Source organism: Paracoccus contaminans, from assembly GCF_002105555.1.
Taxonomy (GTDB): Bacteria; Pseudomonadota; Alphaproteobacteria; order Rhodobacterales; family Rhodobacteraceae; genus Paracoccus; species Paracoccus contaminans.
On record NZ_CP020612.1, the window covers coordinates 1660594 to 1676402 of the forward strand.

The 15809-nt window shown below is 72.4% G+C and carries 8 protein-coding genes and 3 pseudogenes; 2 read left to right on the top strand and 9 right to left on the bottom strand.

Annotated elements, in window-relative coordinates; genetic code table 11:
• The first annotated feature begins 97 nt into the window (after positions 1-97).
• Positions 98-1747 carry a putative bifunctional diguanylate cyclase/phosphodiesterase gene (locus B0A89_RS07850; RefSeq protein ID WP_169712146.1) on the top strand — a complete coding sequence of 550 codons (1650 nt, stop codon included), beginning with the start codon at positions 98-100 and terminating at the stop codon, positions 1745-1747.
• A gap of 60 nt (positions 1748-1807) precedes the next feature.
• On the opposite strand, the gene trxA is transcribed toward B0A89_RS07850, so the two are convergent.
• The 7 genes and pseudogenes from trxA to B0A89_RS07880 all read right to left on the bottom strand — a co-directional run bounded on the left by trxA (position 1808) and on the right by B0A89_RS07880 (position 12032).
• The gene (gene trxA / locus B0A89_RS07855) at positions 1808-2128 is read right to left on the bottom strand and encodes a thioredoxin (protein ID WP_085377667.1); all 321 of its coding nucleotides are present in this window, start codon (positions 2126-2128) and stop codon (positions 1808-1810) included.
• Positions 2129-2165: 37 nt separating this feature from the next.
• A complete protein-coding gene (locus B0A89_RS15385) occupies positions 2166-2894 on the bottom strand; it encodes a PD-(D/E)XK nuclease family protein (protein WP_338045719.1) in 729 nt (242 codons plus the stop codon).
• Positions 2846-5737: pseudogene (addA, locus tag B0A89_RS07860) on the bottom strand (double-strand break repair helicase AddA); the annotation flags it as partial. The pseudogene addA and the gene B0A89_RS15385, both read right to left, overlap by 49 nt.
• A complete protein-coding gene (gene addB, locus B0A89_RS07865; RefSeq protein ID WP_085377668.1) occupies positions 5664-8585 on the bottom strand; it encodes a double-strand break repair protein AddB in 2922 nt (973 codons plus the stop codon). The pseudogene addA and the gene addB, both read right to left, overlap by 74 nt.
• Before the next feature lies 1 nt (position 8586).
• A pseudogene (locus tag B0A89_RS14965) lies at positions 8587-9248 on the bottom strand (nucleotidyltransferase family protein).
• A gap of 318 nt (positions 9249-9566) precedes the next feature.
• Positions 9567-10847, bottom strand: a pseudogene (tsaE, locus tag B0A89_RS07875) (tRNA (adenosine(37)-N6)-threonylcarbamoyltransferase complex ATPase subunit type 1 TsaE); the annotation flags it as partial.
• Positions 10848-11144: 297 nt separating this feature from the next.
• Entirely contained in the window at positions 11145-12032 is an 888-nt protein-coding gene (locus tag B0A89_RS07880; RefSeq protein ID WP_169712147.1) for an IclR family transcriptional regulator, read from the bottom strand.
• Positions 12033-12172: 140 nt separating this feature from the next.
• Between B0A89_RS07880 and B0A89_RS07885 the strand changes: the two genes are divergently transcribed.
• Positions 12173-13657 carry a nucleobase:cation symporter-2 family protein gene (locus B0A89_RS07885; RefSeq protein ID WP_085378830.1) on the top strand — a complete coding sequence of 495 codons (1485 nt, stop codon included), beginning with the start codon at positions 12173-12175 and terminating at the stop codon, positions 13655-13657.
• 46 nt (positions 13658-13703) lie between these two features.
• On the opposite strand, the gene B0A89_RS07890 is transcribed toward B0A89_RS07885, so the two are convergent.
• Together B0A89_RS07890 and B0A89_RS07895 are read right to left on the bottom strand one after the other, a co-directional pair.
• On the bottom strand, positions 13704-14678 hold the full coding sequence (locus B0A89_RS07890) for an NAD(P)H-dependent flavin oxidoreductase (RefSeq protein WP_085377670.1): 975 nt from the start codon (positions 14676-14678) through the stop codon (positions 13704-13706).
• A 70-nt stretch (positions 14679-14748) separates the two neighbouring features.
• Positions 14749-15804: an aldo/keto reductase gene (locus B0A89_RS07895; RefSeq protein ID WP_085378831.1), complete on the bottom strand. Its 1056-nt coding sequence runs from the start codon at positions 15802-15804 to the stop codon at positions 14749-14751.
• Positions 15805-15809 lie beyond the last annotated feature (5 nt).

Sequence of the window (15809 nt, forward strand, 5' to 3'; positions counted from 1 at the left end):
CGATCCTGATTTCGTTTGTTTTATTCATCGGGGTAAGATGACGACGCATTGGCCGAACCCCTCATCGCCGGACATTGATTTTGAAAGCGACGCCGGCATGGCGAAAACGGGCGACGAGTTTCGCGGCCGGCTTCGCGAACGCTATCGCGCGGTCGTGCGTGCCGGCGCGCTGGTGCTGTGGCGCGCCGATGACACGGGGCAGATGACCGGCATCACCGGATGGGAGCAGTTGACCGGCCGCCCCGCGGATGAGGCGATCGGCCGCGGCTATGTTGCGGCCTTTCATCCCGACGATCAGATGCTGCTTGATTTCCGCAATCAGGCGATGGGCGATAGCCTTCAGATCGAATGCCGCGTGCTGGACCGCGACCGACGCTGGCGATGGGTGCGCGGCCGCGGCGTGCGCCTGAGCGAGCGGAGCAGCTTTGCCGCGGAATGGGTCGGCACGCTTGAGGATATCCACGACCAGCGTCGGGCCTTGGACCGGGCGCGCTATCTGGCCGAACGCGACGCGCTGACCGGGCTTGGCAACCGGCGCACGCTGTCGGCCTATCTGACGCGGCTGCGCGACCGGCAGGCAAGCGCGACGGTGGTCATGCTGGACGTGGACGGGTTCAAGGCGATCAACGACCTGCACGGCCATCAGGTCGGGGATCGTTTTCTGGTGCGGCTGGGGCAGATGCTGGTCGCGGCGGCGCCTGCCCATTCGCTATGCGCGCGGATGGGCGGGGATGAATTCTGCGTCGCAGTCGCTGACGGGGACGAGGCGCGGGCGATGTGCGCGGCCCTGGCCGGTGCCAGCACCGCCGGGATCGCCATAGGCGATCTGCTTGTCCCCCTGTCCTTCAGCGCCGGCATCGCCGATGCAGACTGGGACGACCCCGACCCTGGCTCGATGGTCCTGCGCAAGGCCGACCTTGCGCTGCGCCGGGCCAAGGCGCAATCGGGAGGCATCGTCGTTCACAACGCCCGGATGCAGGCCGAATCGGACCGGCGCGAGCTTCTGCTGCGCGCCATCGCCCCTGCCTGCCGCAATGACGAGTTCTTTCTGGAATATCAGCCGATCGTGGATGTGGACAGCGGCGCGCAGGTATCGGTCGAGGCGCTGATCCGCTGGCAGCATCCCCAGTTCGGCCGCATCGGGCCATCCACCTTCGTGCATCTGGCCGAACAGAACGGCCTGATCGCCGAACTGGGGCGCTGGGTCCTGCGGCGCGCCTGCGCCGACATGGCAGGCACCGCACCCGATATCCGCGTCAATCTCAACGTCTCGGCCCGCCAGCTTGCCGCACCGGATTTTGCCGACGATGTCCTTGCCATCGCCCGCGAATACGCCATCGCCCCCCAGCGGATCACGCTGGAGCTGACGGAAAGCGTGAACATGGCGGTGCTGGCTGGCAGCGATGCCTTCGCCCGCCTGCGCCAGCATGGCTTTCGCACCGTGCTGGACGATTTCGGGACAGAATATGCAATGCTGTCCCATATCACGTCGGGGCAGTTCGACGGCATCAAGCTCTCGCGCGATCTGGTGCGCCATTGCTGCGTGAACGAACGGGCCGGGGTGATGCTGCGCCACCTGGTCGGGCTGTCCGAGGGGCTGGGGATGGAGATTGTGGCCGAAGGGGTGGAAACGCCGGGCGAGCTTGCCTGTCTCAAGCAGCATGGAATCAGGCTGATGCAGGGCTATTATTTCGGCCGTCCCCGCGCGCTGCATGAACTGGGGACCGGCGCACCCGCTGCGGGCTGAGGATGGAAGAACGGCGCCCGTCCGCCAGGGACAGGGCGCCGCCGGGTGCCGCCGCCTGCGTCAGATCGATTCGTCGATCCACGCCTTGAGCGAGGCCTTGGGCGCCGCGCCCATGCGGTTCGAGACGACCTGACCGTCCTTGAACATGAACAGCGCCGGGATGCCGCGCACGCCCAGCTGGGCCGGGGCATCGGGGTTCTCGTCCACGTTCACCTTCACGATCCTGACCTTGCCCGCATATTCGTCGGACAGTTCCTCAAGCGAGGGGCCGATCTGCCGGCACGGGCCGCACCATTCCGCCCAGAAATCGACGATGACGGGAACATCGGACTGGCGGACGACGCTGTCGAAATCGGCGTCGGTGGCTTTCATCGTGGCCATCTGTGGCTCCTTCATGGACCGTTGGTTGCCTTCACAGCTAGGAGCGCCCCCGTTCCGGGTCAAGGTCGCGCAGCGCCGCGTCCCAGGCCTCGTCCAGCAGCGCGTCGGGCAGCGCCATCAGTTCCCGCGCGGCGGTCCACAGGATCGCCGTGTCGATCCGCCGTCCCGGCCAGATCGCCCGCAGCGCGTGCCGATAGGCCGCCATCTGCCGCAGATAGCCCGAAGGCGTGCCCCCCGCATCCGCCGGCACGACGGCGTTCGACTTGTAGTCGATGGCGGTGACGCCCTGATCGGTCACGATCAGCCGGTCGATCACGCCCGTCAGCCGCCCGCCCCCCGGCAGCGGCGCGGTCAGGGGAACTTCGCGCAGCACCTGCGCGCCGGGCGGGGGGGCAAAGACATCCCCCAGCGCCTCGGCCTCGACGATGGCGGCCAGATCGTCCAGCAGCGCCGCCAGCTCTGCCCGTGTCGGAACGCCGTCCTCGGTTCCCGCCAGCAGGGCCGCCGCGCGGGCGGGCCAGCCCTCGCGCGCCGTGCCGGGCAGGTGTTCCAGCAGCAGGTGCAGCCGCGTGCCCCCCCGCAGCGCCGCGGCACGGTCCTGCGCCCCGGCCGAAGGATCGCCGGGCAGCACCTTGTCGCCCCCCAGCGCCGTTGCCGCGACGGGACGGGGGGGCGGGGGGCGGGCGGGGCATCCTGGCGCAGCCATGCGGGCAGCGCCGCCGCCTCGGACCCGTCCCGGCCGGCCGCGTCGGCGGCGGCGGGCCATTGGCCGAAGGACAATCTGCGCATCTGCCCGCCCCGGCCATCGTCGATGCGGGTTTCGGTCAGCCCGTGCAGCGCGGCGCGGTCAAAGCCGGCCTGCACCATCGCGTGCCAGCTTTGGCTGCCCCCCGCCGCATCGCTGCCGGCATCGTCCCCCGTGCCGTCCCCGGCGTCGCCCCCGGTGTCGCCGGCCGCGGCGACGATCAGCCAGCTTTCCGCGCGTGTCATCGCCACATACAGCAGGCGGCGGCGTTCTTCCTCGATCCGGCGGCGGTCGCGGGCGACCCAGGCGGCGACGGCTCCGGTCTGCTGGGCCTTGGCGGGGCGCCAATGCGCCGGCGGCCCGGCATCGGGCATGACCAGCGGCAGGCCGGGCGGGGCGCCCTTGCGGGCCGCACAGTCCGGCAGGATCACGATCGGGCTTTCCAGCCCCTTGGCGCCATGCACGGTCATGACGCGGATCAGCCCCTCGCCCTCGCCTGCCGTGCCGGGCTGGCGCCTGATCTCGGCCTGATCGTCGGCCAGCCAGGCCAGGAACCCGGTCAGCGAAGGCGCCTCGGCCCGTTCATAGGCCAGCGCCTGGGACAGCAGCTCGTCTATGCCGTCCTCGGCCTCGGGGCCGAGCCGCCCGACCAGCCGCGCCCGCCCGCCATGGCGCACCAGCAGCCGCGCGATCAGATCGTGCGGGCGCAGGAAATCGGCGCGCGCCTGCAGATCCTCGATCACCGCCATCGCCGCGCGGTGGTCCGAGGCGCGCAGCGCCTCGATCAGATAGCCGCGGCGATGCGCGGCCAGCCGGTAGAGCGCATCCTCGTCCAGCCCGAACAGGGGCGAGCGCAGCGCGCAGGCCAGCGACAGGTCATCCTCGGGCGTGGCCAGGGCCGACAGCACGGCGCGGATGTCGCGCACCGCCAGCTCGCCCCCCAGGCGCAGCCGGTCGGCCCCGGCGACCGGCAGGCGGGCCTGCTTCAGCGCACGGATGATCTCGTGAAAGATCGGGCCGCGCCGCTGCACGAGGATCAGCACGTCGCCCGGCCGGATCGGGCGGGCCGCATCGCTGCGGCGGGGCAGGATGGGCGTGCCGATCATCTGCGCGACCGCGGCCGCGACCGCATCGGCCAGCACCCGGCCCGCGGCATCGGGCGCGGCCGCGTCCACCGGGCGATGCCATTCCGCGGCCTCGGGCCTTTCCGGTTCGGGCACGGGGGTCCACAGATCGACCCGCCCCGGCATGCGGTCCCAGAAGGCGATGTGCCGGGGCGGGCGATCGCCCAGGCCCTGCGCCGCATTGCCCTGAAAGACCGCATCCGTCAGCGACAGGATTGCCGGGGACGAGCGAAAGGAATGCAGCAGCGCCTCGTCCTGCATGGGGCGCCCGGCCTGCGCAAAGGCCGTTGCAAAGGCGTCGCGCCGCTGGGCGAAGACCTGCATGTCCGCGCCCTGGAAGGAATAGATCGACTGCTTGGGATCGCCCACGACGAACAGGGTGCGCGGATGTTCGGGGGGGCGGTCGGCCGCGCCCTCGCCGGCGGTGAACTCGGCGGCAAGGCGTTCGATCACCTGCCACTGCGCCGGCGAGGTGTCCTGCGCCTCGTCCACCAGGATGTGGTCGATGCCGCCGTCCAGCCGGAACAGCACCCATTGCGCCATCGCCGCGCTGTCCAGCAGCCGCGCCGTCCGCGCGATCAGGTCGTCGAAATCCAGCCAGCCGCCCGCCCGCTTGGCGGCCGCGTAACGCTGGCAGAACGCATGGCCGAAGCGGTGCAGCGCCAGTGTCCGCTGCGCATGGGCAAGGGCCAGCCGCCTTGGGCGCGCGGCCTCGATCCGGCTCATCAATGCCTCAAGCGCGCCCATCAGGGGCGCGCATGGCCCGTTGCGCAGCGCCTTGGTCGGAAAGCCGCCCAGCTTGGCGCTGAAGGGGGCCTTGGCGCTCTCGCCGGTCAGCAGCACGGCTTCGAGCAGCGCGATCTCGTCGACCCCGGCCTTGTCCCAGCAGCCCCGGCGCAGGGCGGCGGCGGCCCTGATGTCAGTGGTGCCGCCCGTATCCAGCAGGGCGATCAGCGCCGGGATCAGCGTCGCCTCATCGCCGTCAAGACAGTCTGCCAGCAGCGCCGCCTCGTCAAAGGCGGGGGGCAGGCCGCAATCGGCCCACAGCCTTTCCGGGCAGGGCGGCGCATCGAAATCGCGCAGCCCTGCCAGAAAGCCGTCCAGCCCGTCATCCGAGCGCAGCTCCAGCAGGTCGGCCATCTGGGGCGCCTCATCCGCCGCCATCTGCTCGATCACCGCCGCGCGCAGGTTCGCGCCCGTCCGCTCGTCCAGTTCCGCAAAGCCGTGCGGCACCCCGGCCTCGAGCGGAAAGCGCCGCAGGACGCCCGCGCAGAAGCTGTGGATCGTCTGCACCTTCAGCCCGCCGGGCGTCTCGATCGCCTGCGCGAACAGGCGGCGGGCGGCGTTCAGGTCGGCGCCGCGGCCAAGGCCCACCCCGTCCAGCGCGGCGGTCAGGCGCGCATCGTCCAGCATCGCCCATTCGCCCAGGCGCCGCAGCAGGCGGTTCTGCATCTCGGTCGCGGCCGCTTTGGTATAGGTCAGGCACAGGATGCGTTCGGGGCGGGTGCCGCCCAGCAGCAGCCGCGCCACCCGGTCGGTCAGCACGCTGGTCTTGCCCGACCCGGCATTGGCGGTCAGCCAGGTGGACCGGCCCGGATCGGCCGCGCGATGCTGGTTCAGCGTGGCCCCATCGAAGCGGGGGGCAGGGGGTGCGCCGGCGTCCGGTTCAGTCACGGCCGACCTCGATCCGGCAGGGCGCATCGGCATCGGACCATTCGCCATGGCGGCTGAGCTGGTCATAGGCCGAGCCGCCGGCCGTCCGCTCCATCGCGCGGCGGGCGGTAAAGCCGTGCGCGCCGGACAGATAGCCCCCGATCAGCTCCACGAACCCGTCCCATGTCGCGCGCATCTCGTCGTCCCAGCCGCGGGGTTGGACCGCCCCGTCCCCGCCCAGGCGGATATAGCGCAGATCGGCAACCGCCATCGGCGCGCCGAAGGCCCCCCGTTCGACCATCGCCGCCTCAAGCGGAAGCTGCTTGTCGAAGGCCAGCATCTGCTTTCGCGTGGGCGGGGCGCCTGACTTGTAGTCATAGATCACCGCCCTTCCATCCCGCAGCCGGTCGATCCGGTCGGGCCGCGCCGTCAGCGTGAAGCCAAGCCCCGGCAGATCGAGGCTGCGCCGGGTTTCCACCGTCACCGGCTCGCCCTCGTGCAGGCGCTCATGTTCCTGGCGCGACAGAGGGCCGGCGATCGCGGCGATGCGGGCGCGCCAGAACATGCGCACCGAGGGCCAGGGCACCTGCCGGGCCAGGACCGTGTCGGCGGCCTGCATCAGCCGCTCGCGCAGCGCCTCGGGCGGGTCCATCGCCGTGGGGGGCGGGGTCAGGAACAGCCGCACGATGTCGTGCAGCACGTTGCCCCGTTCGGCCGCGTCGGGCTGGGGGCGCAGCGGGTCCAGCGGGCGCAGGCCCAGCACCTTGTCGGCATAGACGGCATAAGGGTCGCGGATCAGGCGCGATACGGCCGTGACCGACAGCTCGGACAGCGCCGGGGCGGGGGGCAGGGGCGAGGGGCGCGGCGCGGGGGGCGCGCGGTCGGCGGGCTGCGGCTCGGCCAGGGCAGCGGCCATGTCGAGCCAGGCCCGCCCCCGCGCCCGCATCCCCTCCAGCGCCTCGGGGCCGCCCTGACCGGGCAGGCCGGCCATCAGGTTGACCAGCCGGTTCAGCCAGCGCGAGGGGATCGTCTCGGCCTCGTCGTTGCGGCGGGCGCGGGTCAGCACGACCTCCTCGGCGGCGACGGCGATCTGGAAATCATGGGCGGCCAGCCCGATGCGCCGTTCGGGCAGCGTCAGCCCCGCCTGCCGCCGCATCGGGCGCGACAGCCAGGGGTCGGGGTCCAGCGCCTGCGGCCAGCCCCCTTCGTTCAGCCCGCCCAGGATGACAAGGCCGGTCGCCTCGGTCCGGGCCTCGCGCGGGCCGCGGATGCGCACCAGGGGGTGGGCATCCGCCTCGGTGCGCACCGCCTTCGCCTGCAACTGGTCGGCCAGCAGCGCGGCAAAGTCATGCGCCCCCGCCGCCGGGCCGCGCCCCGCGTAAAGGGCCAGATGGTCCAGCACCGCGCGCGCCTGCTCGCCCGCCTGCTCGGCGTAAAGCTGCGAGGCTTCGACATCGCCGCCAGGACCGGCGGCCCAGATTTCCGCCAGATGGCGGTGGCGGGCGGCGTGTTCGCCCAGCGGCAGGGCATCGGCCCGGGCGATCAGGGGCAGCGTCTCGTCAAGCAGCGCCGCGATGCCCTGCGCCCAGACCGCCCGCGCAGGGGCCGTGCCCCCCCGTTCGGCCCAGCGGCGCAGCGCCGCGCCGTCCGGGAAGGCCGGGCCGTCGCGGCGCAGCTTCAGTTCCAGATCGCGCGTGTGCAGCAGATGGGCCCGGCGCGCGGCGCGGCGGGCCTTGTCGTCCGCCCCCATGCCCGTCGCCGTCAGCGGATGCTTGAGCAGCACCAGCAGCGGCGCAATGCCCAGGGGCGAGAGCGGCAGTTCGGCGATATGGCGCAGGAAAAGCCCCGCCGCGGTCAGCGGCAGCGGCGCCCCGGCGCTGTCGTCAGGGCGGATCGACCAGCGGTCCAGCGCCGCCGTGACGCGGCGCGTCAGCGTCCGGTCGGCGGCGATCAGCGTCACCGCCCGGCCGCCTTCGACCGCGCTGCGGATCAGGACGGCGATCGCGTTCGCCTCGGCGGCGGGGGTGTCGGCCTCGATCAGCGTCATGCCGCGGGCGGCATCGGCCAGCGGCCCCAGCGACGGCCCTTCGGCCACCCACTGATCGGTGACCGGGGCGGGGCGCAGCGCCAGGCTGACCAGCCGCCCGCGGCCCTGGTCGGGCGGGGGCGCGTCGGTCCAGGCGCGCGGCGTTCCCGCCGCCGCGACCAAGGGGGTGAAGCGGGCCTGGGGGTGGTCGTCCTGCCCGTCCGCCAGCATCCCCGCCGGCATCGTCTCGTCATATCCGGGCAGGATCACGGCGCCGTCGGGCAGGGCCGCGACGGCTTGCATGAACAGCCGCGTCGCCCCATGCGATCCGGTGGAGCCGGCGACGATCACCGGCCCGCCGGGCAGGTTGCGGCCCGCCGCCCAGTCCGCCGCCAGCCGCTCGGCCGCCAGCCGTTGCAGCGCCTCGCGGTCAACGGGGTCGCCCTCAAGGTGAAAGCGCGCGGCGATGCGCAAAAAGGCCAGGGCCCGCTGCCAGTGGGCGGCGTGGTCGGCCGCGTCGATGGCGTCGAGCGCCTCGGGGGGCAGGCCCTCGGATTGCATCTCGGCCATCAGATCGGCCAGCGAGCGGGTCAGCGCGGGCAGCGACTGTCCTTCGGCCTCGGGCAGGGCGCGGGCGACCAGCTGCGACAAATCCAGCAGCCGCCCCAGGGGCGCGGCCGCCGGCCCCGCCTCTGCGCCCAGATCGGCGACCAGCCGCAGGCGGGGCAGCAGCATTGCCGGCCCGCGGTGAAAGGCCCCCTCGATCGCGCGCAGGGTATGGCCCGAATTGCACCAGATCGTGACCGACGCCATCGCCTCGGGCGGTCGCGGGGCCATGCGCGCCTGCAGGCCGCGCACGACCTCGGCCGCGAAATCGACGCCGGGTGGCAGGGCGTAAAGGCCGCGCATCTCAGCCCTCCGCCAGCAGGGCCTGGGCAAGCGGGATGCAGTCCGGCCGCCCCACGTCGCACCATTCGCCCGGATGGACGATGCCGAAGGCGCGCCCATCCGCGATCATCATGTCCCACAGCCGGTTCAGCGAGAACACGGCATCGGGAATGGCGGCCAGCCGGTCGGTGCGGATGACCTGCGCGCCGGTATAGACCAGGGGGCCGCCCCGGCGGATGCGGCCATCGGGACCCAGCGTGAAATCGCCCCCCCGATCCGCCCGCGGGCGCGCTCGACCGGGACCAGCATCAGCAGCGCGTCCATGCGCAGCCCGTTCCATGCCGCGCGCAGGCCCGCGACCGGATTGGGGCCGCGCCAGACCGCGTCGGGGTTCAGCGTCAGCACCGGCCCCGCCCCCAGCAGCGGCAGCGCCTTGCGCAGCCCGCCCCCCGTTTCCAGCAGGCGCGCGCCTTCGTCGGAAATCGCAACGCTGGTGCCGGCCAGGTGGCGGGCGATCTGCTCGCCCAGGTGATGGGTGTTCACGACCACCTTGCGCGCCCCGCCCGCGCGGGCCAGGTCCAGCGCATGATCCAGCAGCGGGCGCCCGGCCACGGGGATCAGGGGCTTGGGCGTGGTATCCGTCAGCGGCGCCATGCGGGTGCCCCGGCCGGCGGCGAACAGCATCATCCGGTCGGGCGGCGCCTGCGTGCCGCAGCGCTCGCGCAGCGCCGCGATCACCACCGGGGTCGGCGCGGGCACGTCCTCCAGCGCGGCGGCCAAGGGCGCCAGCGCGGGATGGGCGGCATTGCGGCGCACCGCCGCCCAGACGCGGGGCATGAAATCGAGATAGCGCGGCTTGCCGTCGCGCAGGCACAGCCGGGCAAAGATGCCCATGATGCGCAGGCCGCGCTGCGCCCCCATCAGGGCATAGGCGGCGGCGAACCGCCCCTTGTCCCTGCCGGTCGCGGCAAGATAGCGGGCGATCTGCCGCTCCTCGATCGCCCGAGGGATGTCGCGGCGGGCATCCTGCAGGGCCGAGGCCAGCTCATAGGCCGGATGGGTCGCCACCGCGTCCTGAAAATCCAGCAGCCCCAGCGGGCCATCGCCCCGCCAGACCAGGTTTTCCGCGTGAAAGTCGCGCAGCGACAGGACGGGCGCCTCGGCCGCGCACAGTGCCGCATGCAGCGCGGCCACGACAGGGGCCACCCCGGCCGCCGCGTCCCCCGCCCCGGCGGCGGGGGCATACCAGTCGGCGAACAGGCCGACCTGATCGGCCAGCGCCGGCCCGTCCAGCGCCGGAACGAAGGGGGGCGGCGCATGGCGTTGCAGATCGACGACCAGATCGGTGATGCGGTCATGGATCGCCCCGGCCGCCTCGGGCCGGTTTTCCAGCACCCGCGCGACCAGATCGTCGCCCAGATCCTCAAGCAGCAAAAATCCCGCGCCCTCGTCCTCGGCCAGCACCGCGGGGGCGTGAAAGCCGCGCGCGCGCAGCCATCCGGTCATGGCGAGATAGGGGCGGACTGCGCCAGCGGCATCGTCCATCAGCACCGCCGTGCCCTGCGCGTCCGCCAGCCGGAAATACCGCCGCGCCGAGGCATCGCCCGCCAGCGGGGAAAGGCGCGCCTCTGCCCGGCCGGCCCTGTGCAGGAACAGGGCCATCGCGGCGGCGCGCGCGGCGCCCCCCCAGCGCCGTGGATCGCCGGACAGGGTGATGCGGCGCCGGTCCGGCCCCGCGGGGGCCAGCGCCACGCGCAGCGCGCCCTTGGGCGGCCGGTCCAGCCGATCCGGCCATTCGATCAGCGTGATCGCCGTTCCCATCGCCTCGTCAAGGCCAAGTTCGGCCAGTTCCGAGGGGTCGGCCAGGCGATAGAGGTCGGCATGCCACAGCTCGGTCCCCTCGGCATCGGCATAGGTCTGGACCAGGGTGAAGGTCGGGCTGGGCACGTCCTCGGCCGCCTCGCCCTGCCGGGCGCGGATGAGGGCGCGGGCGAAATGGGTCTTGCCCGCGCCCACCGGCCCGTCCAGCAGCAGCGTGTCGCCGGGGCGCAGTAAAGGCGCAAGGGCGCGCGCCAGCCCGGCGGTCAGCATTTCGTCCGCGTCGTCGAGAACGGCGAGTGAAGGGGGCGTCTGCATCATCGCCATGCACCCTATCCCTGCATTGCGGCGGCGGAAAGATGCCGCCGGATCGGATGCGCCGGCCGGTGCCTTGCCGCTGCCCCGCGCGCCGAAACCCGGCCTGCGCACCCACATCGCCCCGCAGGCGCATCCCTCGACGCGCATCCCGCCGACCCGCCAGCAGCCGACCCGCCGCCCGACTGCCCGCCGATCCGCCGGTCGCTCTTGCGGCCAGCCCCCTTGCGCGCCTGACCTGCTGCCCGGCCCGGCCCGGCCCGGTCAGTCCGCGTCTGCGGCAAGGGTCAATCGCGTCTTGGCCTGCAGCATGTCGGTGGCGGATGCCCGCTGCTTCAACGCCGCGCATCGTGGCAGGGCGGCGTGCCGTCGATGCCTGCCGCCAGCGCCTGTGTGCCGCCGGCGGGCCGGCCTGCCCATCGGTCAGGCCGGCCCGGAGTGCCCGCCCTATTGCGCGGCGGGCCTGCCGCCAAGCGCCGCCCCCAGCTGCCGCGCTGCCGCGCAGACAACGGGGCCGAGCGCGGCCATGCGCGACTCAAGCCGCAGCGACGGCCCGGCCAGGGCCAGCGCGGCCACCGGATCGTCCAGCCCGCCAAAGACCGGGGCGGCGACCGCGGACTGGCCTTCGGCGGCCTCGTCCCGTTCGGCCAGCCAGCCGCTGTGGCGCAGCGTCGCCAGGTCGGCGATCAGCTCGCCCCCATCGGTCAGGGTGCGATGGGTCAGCGCCGGCAGCGCGCCGTCCGCGCCCAGCAGAACGCGCACCCGCGACAGCGGCAGATGCGCGATCAGCGCCTTGCCGGCCGCACTGGCGTGATAGGGCAGGCGCGTGCCGGGCGGCATGACCACCCGCAGGCTGGGCGCGCCCGCCGCCTCGGCCACAACCAGTGCGGCATCGCCGTCAGGCACCACCAGCACCGCCGTCTCGCCGCTGTCGGCTGCCAGGCGGTCCAGCAGGGGGCGGGCGCGTTCGGCCAGCCCGCCCCGGCGCAGGAATGCCGCGCCCAGCCGGACCGCGGCCGGTCCGACCGACCAGCCCTGCGTCGCCGCATCGACCTCGGCCAGCCGCCGCGCCGCCAGCGCCCCCAGCAGCCGGTGCGTGGTCGAGGGCGCCAGCCCCAGGCCGCGCGCCAGGTCCGACAGCGCCAGCCCGTCCTGCGCCGCCAGCGCATCCAGAATCGCCAGCGCCCGATCTACCGCGCCCGCGGCCCCAGCGGCCCCCTGTCCGGCGGCGGGGTTTGCGCTCGGGGTCCGGCCCGCGCCCGCCTCTGCCGGCGGGGCGGATCTGCGCGGGCGGCCCGCAGGGGCGGCCGGGGAAGCTTTGTGCGAGCGTGTCATGGTGCCGCAAGGCTGGCGCAAGGTGCGGCAGGGCGCAATCCACATCGTGGAAAGCGGGGCAAAACCCTTGCGTTGACGTCCCCGCATCGCCCACCCTGCACGATACAGCGCCGCAAGTGCCGCGAATCAAGGGAGAGATGATGACACAGCCGACCGCAACCGCCCGCAGGGTCGATCCGGTGGACGAGGTGCTGCCCGCGCCGCGCATGCTGGCGCTGGGGCTGCAACATGTGCTGGTGATGTATGCCGGCGCCATCGCCGTGCCGCTGATCGTCGGCCGGGCGCTGAAGCTTTCGCCCGAGGACGTGGCCTTCCTGATCTCGGCCGACCTGTTCGTGTGCGGCATCGCCTCGATTATCCAGTCGCTGGGCGCGGGGCCGTGGATCGGCGTCAGGATGCCGGTGATGATGGGCGTCACCTTCGCCTCGGTCGGGCCGATGGTCGCCATCGCCAGCGCGACGCCGGGGGAAATCGGCGCGCGCGCCGTGTTCGGCGCGGTGATCGCGGCGGGGATCATCTCGATCTTCATGGCCCCGGTGGTCAGCCGGATGCTGCGGTTCTTTCCGCCGCTGGTCACGGGGACGGTGATCCTGTCGATCGGCATCACGCTGATGCCGATCGGGATCAACTGGATCTTCGGCCTGCAGCAGGGGCCGACAGCGCCGAAGCTGGTCGATCCGGCGATGCAGAGCTGGCTGGATGCGCAGATCGCGGCGGGCACCGCGCCGGTCGGCATCAGGCTGGCGCCGTCGGTTGCCAACCCGCTTTACGCCTCGCTGACCAATATCGGGATCGCCGCCGCCGTGCTGGCCACGATCCTGCTGATTGCGCGTTTCGGGCGTGGATTCGTCTCCAACATCGCGGTTCTGGTCGGCATCCTGGTTGGCGGGGTGCTGGCGGCGTCGCTGGGGCTGATGCATTTCGAGAAGGTCGCCTCGGCCGCCTGGTTCGCACCGATCCGGCCCTTTCATTTCGGCACGCCGACCTTCGATCCCATGATGATCCTGACGATGACGCTGGTGATGGTCACGGTGATGATCGAATCGACCGGCATGTTCCTGGCGCTGGGGGACATGGTGGGCCAGCGCATCGACGAGCGGCGGCTGGCCGCCGGCCTGCGCGCGGACGGCATCGGCACGCTGCTGGGCGGGCTGTTCAACACCTTTCCTTATACCTCGTTCTCGCAGAATGTGGGGCTTGTGGGGGTGACGGGCGTCCGGTCGCGCTATGTCTGCGTGGCGGGCGGGGTCATCATGATGCTGCTGGGCCTGATCCCCAAGATGGGCGCGCTGGTCGAGGCGCTGCCGACCGTTGTTCTGGGCGGGGCGGGGCTGGTCATGTTCGGCATGGTCGCGGCGACCGGGGTGCGCATCCTGGCGCGGGTGGATTTCGTCTCCAACCGCCACAATGCGCTGGTTCTGGCGGTGGCGCTGGGCCTTGGGCTGGTGCCGGTGATCGCACCCGATTTCGATCAGTGGCTGCCGGCCTCGTTCCGGGTGCTGGCCCATTCGGGCATCCTGCTCGCGGCGATCGCGGCGGTGCTGCTCAACTGGTTCTTCAACGGCGCGCGCAGCGCGGATACCGAGGAAATCCGCCGTGCCGCAGCGGCGGCCGATTCGCACTGAGCGGACGGGGCGGCGGCAAGCCGCCCCTTGCCCCGCCATCCGGCGGTCAGCCGGCGCACAGCCCCCGGCGCGCCGCGGCATATTGCGCGGCCAGCCCTTCGATCAGCGCGGCGGCGGGCTGCACCGAACGGACCGCGCCGATCCCCTGGCCCGATCCCCAGATCTGGCTCCATGCCTTGGGCTTGGCGCCGGCATCGCCCCGGCCGAAGTTCATCGCCGAGGCGTCCGCGCTGTCCAGCGCGTCCGGGTCCAGCCCCGCGGCCCGGATCGAGGGTTTGAGATAATTGCCGTGCACCCCCGTGAACAGGGGCGAATAGACGATGTCCTCGGCCCCGCAATCGACGATCATCTGCTTGTAGGCGGGATCGGCATTCGCCTCGGCGGCGGCGATGAAGGGGCTGCCGATATAGGCCAGATCGGCGCCCATGGCCTGCGCAGCAAGGATCGCCCCCCCGGTGGCGATCGAGCCCGACAGCAGCAGCGGCCCGTCGAAGAAGCTGCGGATTTCCTGGATCAGCGCAAAGGGCGACAGGCTGCCCGCATGCCCGCCCGCCCCGGCCGCGACCGCGATCAGCCCGTCCGCGCCCTTGTCCAGCGCCTTGCGGGCAAAGGTCGGGGTGATGACATCATGCAGCGTGATCGCGCCGCAGTCATGGGCGGCCTCGTTCACCTCGGGGCGCGCGCCCAGGCTGGTGATCCAGATCGGGACGCGGTGGCGGTGGCAGATCTCGACATCCCGGTCCAGCCGCGCATTGGAGCGGTGGACGATCTGGTTGACGGCAAAGGGCGCGGCGGGGCGGTCGGGATTGGCCTGGTTGTGCCGGTCCAGTTCCTCGGTGATGCGCGTCAGCCAGGCTTCAAGCAGCGGCGGCTCGCCCTCGGCCTCGCGCGCGTTCAGCGCGGGAAAGCTGCCGACGATGCCCGCCTTGCACTGGGCGATGACAAGATCGGGCACCGAGACGATGAACATGGGCGAGGCCACGACCGGTAGGCGCAGATTCGACAGGATGGGCGGCAGCATCGGATTTCCCCGCTCTAGGATGGGCCGATGATGCGGGGCGCGCGCGCCCCGGCGCAACCCCGCCGCTGCGTCAATAAGGCAGGGGATGGGCGCGGTGAAAGGCGTCGATGGCCTTGTCCGCCTCGGCGTCCAGCCGCAGGCCCAGCCCGGCGATCAGGTGGTCAAGCTGGTCCGTATGCGTCGCCCCGATGATCGGGATCACAGGGAAGGGCCGCTGGCGGACAAAGGCGATGGCCGCATGCACGGGGTCGAGCCCCAGATCGCGCGCCATGTCCCCCCAGGCGGCGGCGGCGGCCAGCGCCCGGTCGGTGCGGCGGCCGCCCAGATCGCCCTTGCCGCCGTGCCGGCAGTCCACATCCGCCCGGCTGCCCGGCGGGATCGCGCCGCCGGCATATTTTCCGGTCAGCAGCCCCGCGGCCAGCGGCGAATAGGCCAGCAGCGTAACATCCTCCTTCTGGCCCAGTTCGGCCAGGTCGGTGTCATAAAGGCGGCAGAGGGGGCCGTATTCGTTCTGGATTGCCACCACCCGCGGCCCGCCGGTGCGTTCCGCCGCGGCCAGCCAGGACATCGTGCCCCAGGCCGATTCGTTGGACAGGCCGAAGGCGCGCACCTTGCCCGCCGCCACCACATCCTTCATCGCGGCAAGGATGCCGTCCATGTGGTCCTCAACCCGCGCCTTCGAGCTGCCGCGCGGATCAAACGTCCAGTTCTGGCGGAACGCATAGCCGCCCCGCTTGGGCCAGTGCAGCTGGTAGAGGTCGATCACGTCCGTCCGCAGGCGGCGCAGCGAATCGTCCACCGCCTGGGCGATGTTGTCGGGCGCAAATCCCTGGCCGCCGCGGCTGTGCCCGCCGTTCGGCCCGCTGATCTTGGTGGCGATCTCGACGCGGTCGCGGGCGCCGCGGGCGGCCAGCCAGGCGCCGATCACCTCCTCGCTGTGCCCATGGGTCGCGGCGGTCGCGGGGTTGACCGGATACATCTCGGCCGTGTCGAAAAAGGTGATCCCGGCCGCGACCGCCCGGTCCATCTGGGCGAAGGCCGCATCCTGGGGCGTATCCTTGCCGAAGGTCATCGTGCCGAGGCAGACCGCGCTGACCTCGATTTCGCCCAATTTGCACCTGTCCATCATCA

Excerpts from the sequence above, each read along its gene's own strand:
- B0A89_RS07850 (WP_169712146.1), top strand. The coding sequence starts at position 98 with ATGGCGAAAACGGGCGACGAGTTTCGCGGCCGGCTTCGCGAACGCTAT.
- trxA (WP_085377667.1), bottom strand. The coding sequence starts at position 2,128 with ATGGCCACGATGAAAGCCACCGACGCCGATTTCGACAGCGTCGTCCGC.
- B0A89_RS15385 (WP_338045719.1), bottom strand. The coding sequence starts at position 2,894 with ATGGCCCGCCGCCGCCGACGCGGCCGGCCGGGACGGGTCCGAGGCGGC.
- addB (WP_085377668.1), bottom strand. The coding sequence starts at position 8,585 with ATGCGCGGCCTTTACGCCCTGCCACCCGGCGTCGATTTCGCGGCCGAG.
- B0A89_RS07880 (WP_169712147.1), bottom strand. The coding sequence starts at position 12,032 with ATGACACGCTCGCACAAAGCTTCCCCGGCCGCCCCTGCGGGCCGCCCG.
- B0A89_RS07885 (WP_085378830.1), top strand. The coding sequence starts at position 12,173 with ATGACACAGCCGACCGCAACCGCCCGCAGGGTCGATCCGGTGGACGAG.
- B0A89_RS07890 (WP_085377670.1), bottom strand. The coding sequence starts at position 14,678 with ATGCTGCCGCCCATCCTGTCGAATCTGCGCCTACCGGTCGTGGCCTCG.
- B0A89_RS07895 (WP_085378831.1), bottom strand. The coding sequence starts at position 15,804 with ATGGACAGGTGCAAATTGGGCGAAATCGAGGTCAGCGCGGTCTGCCTC.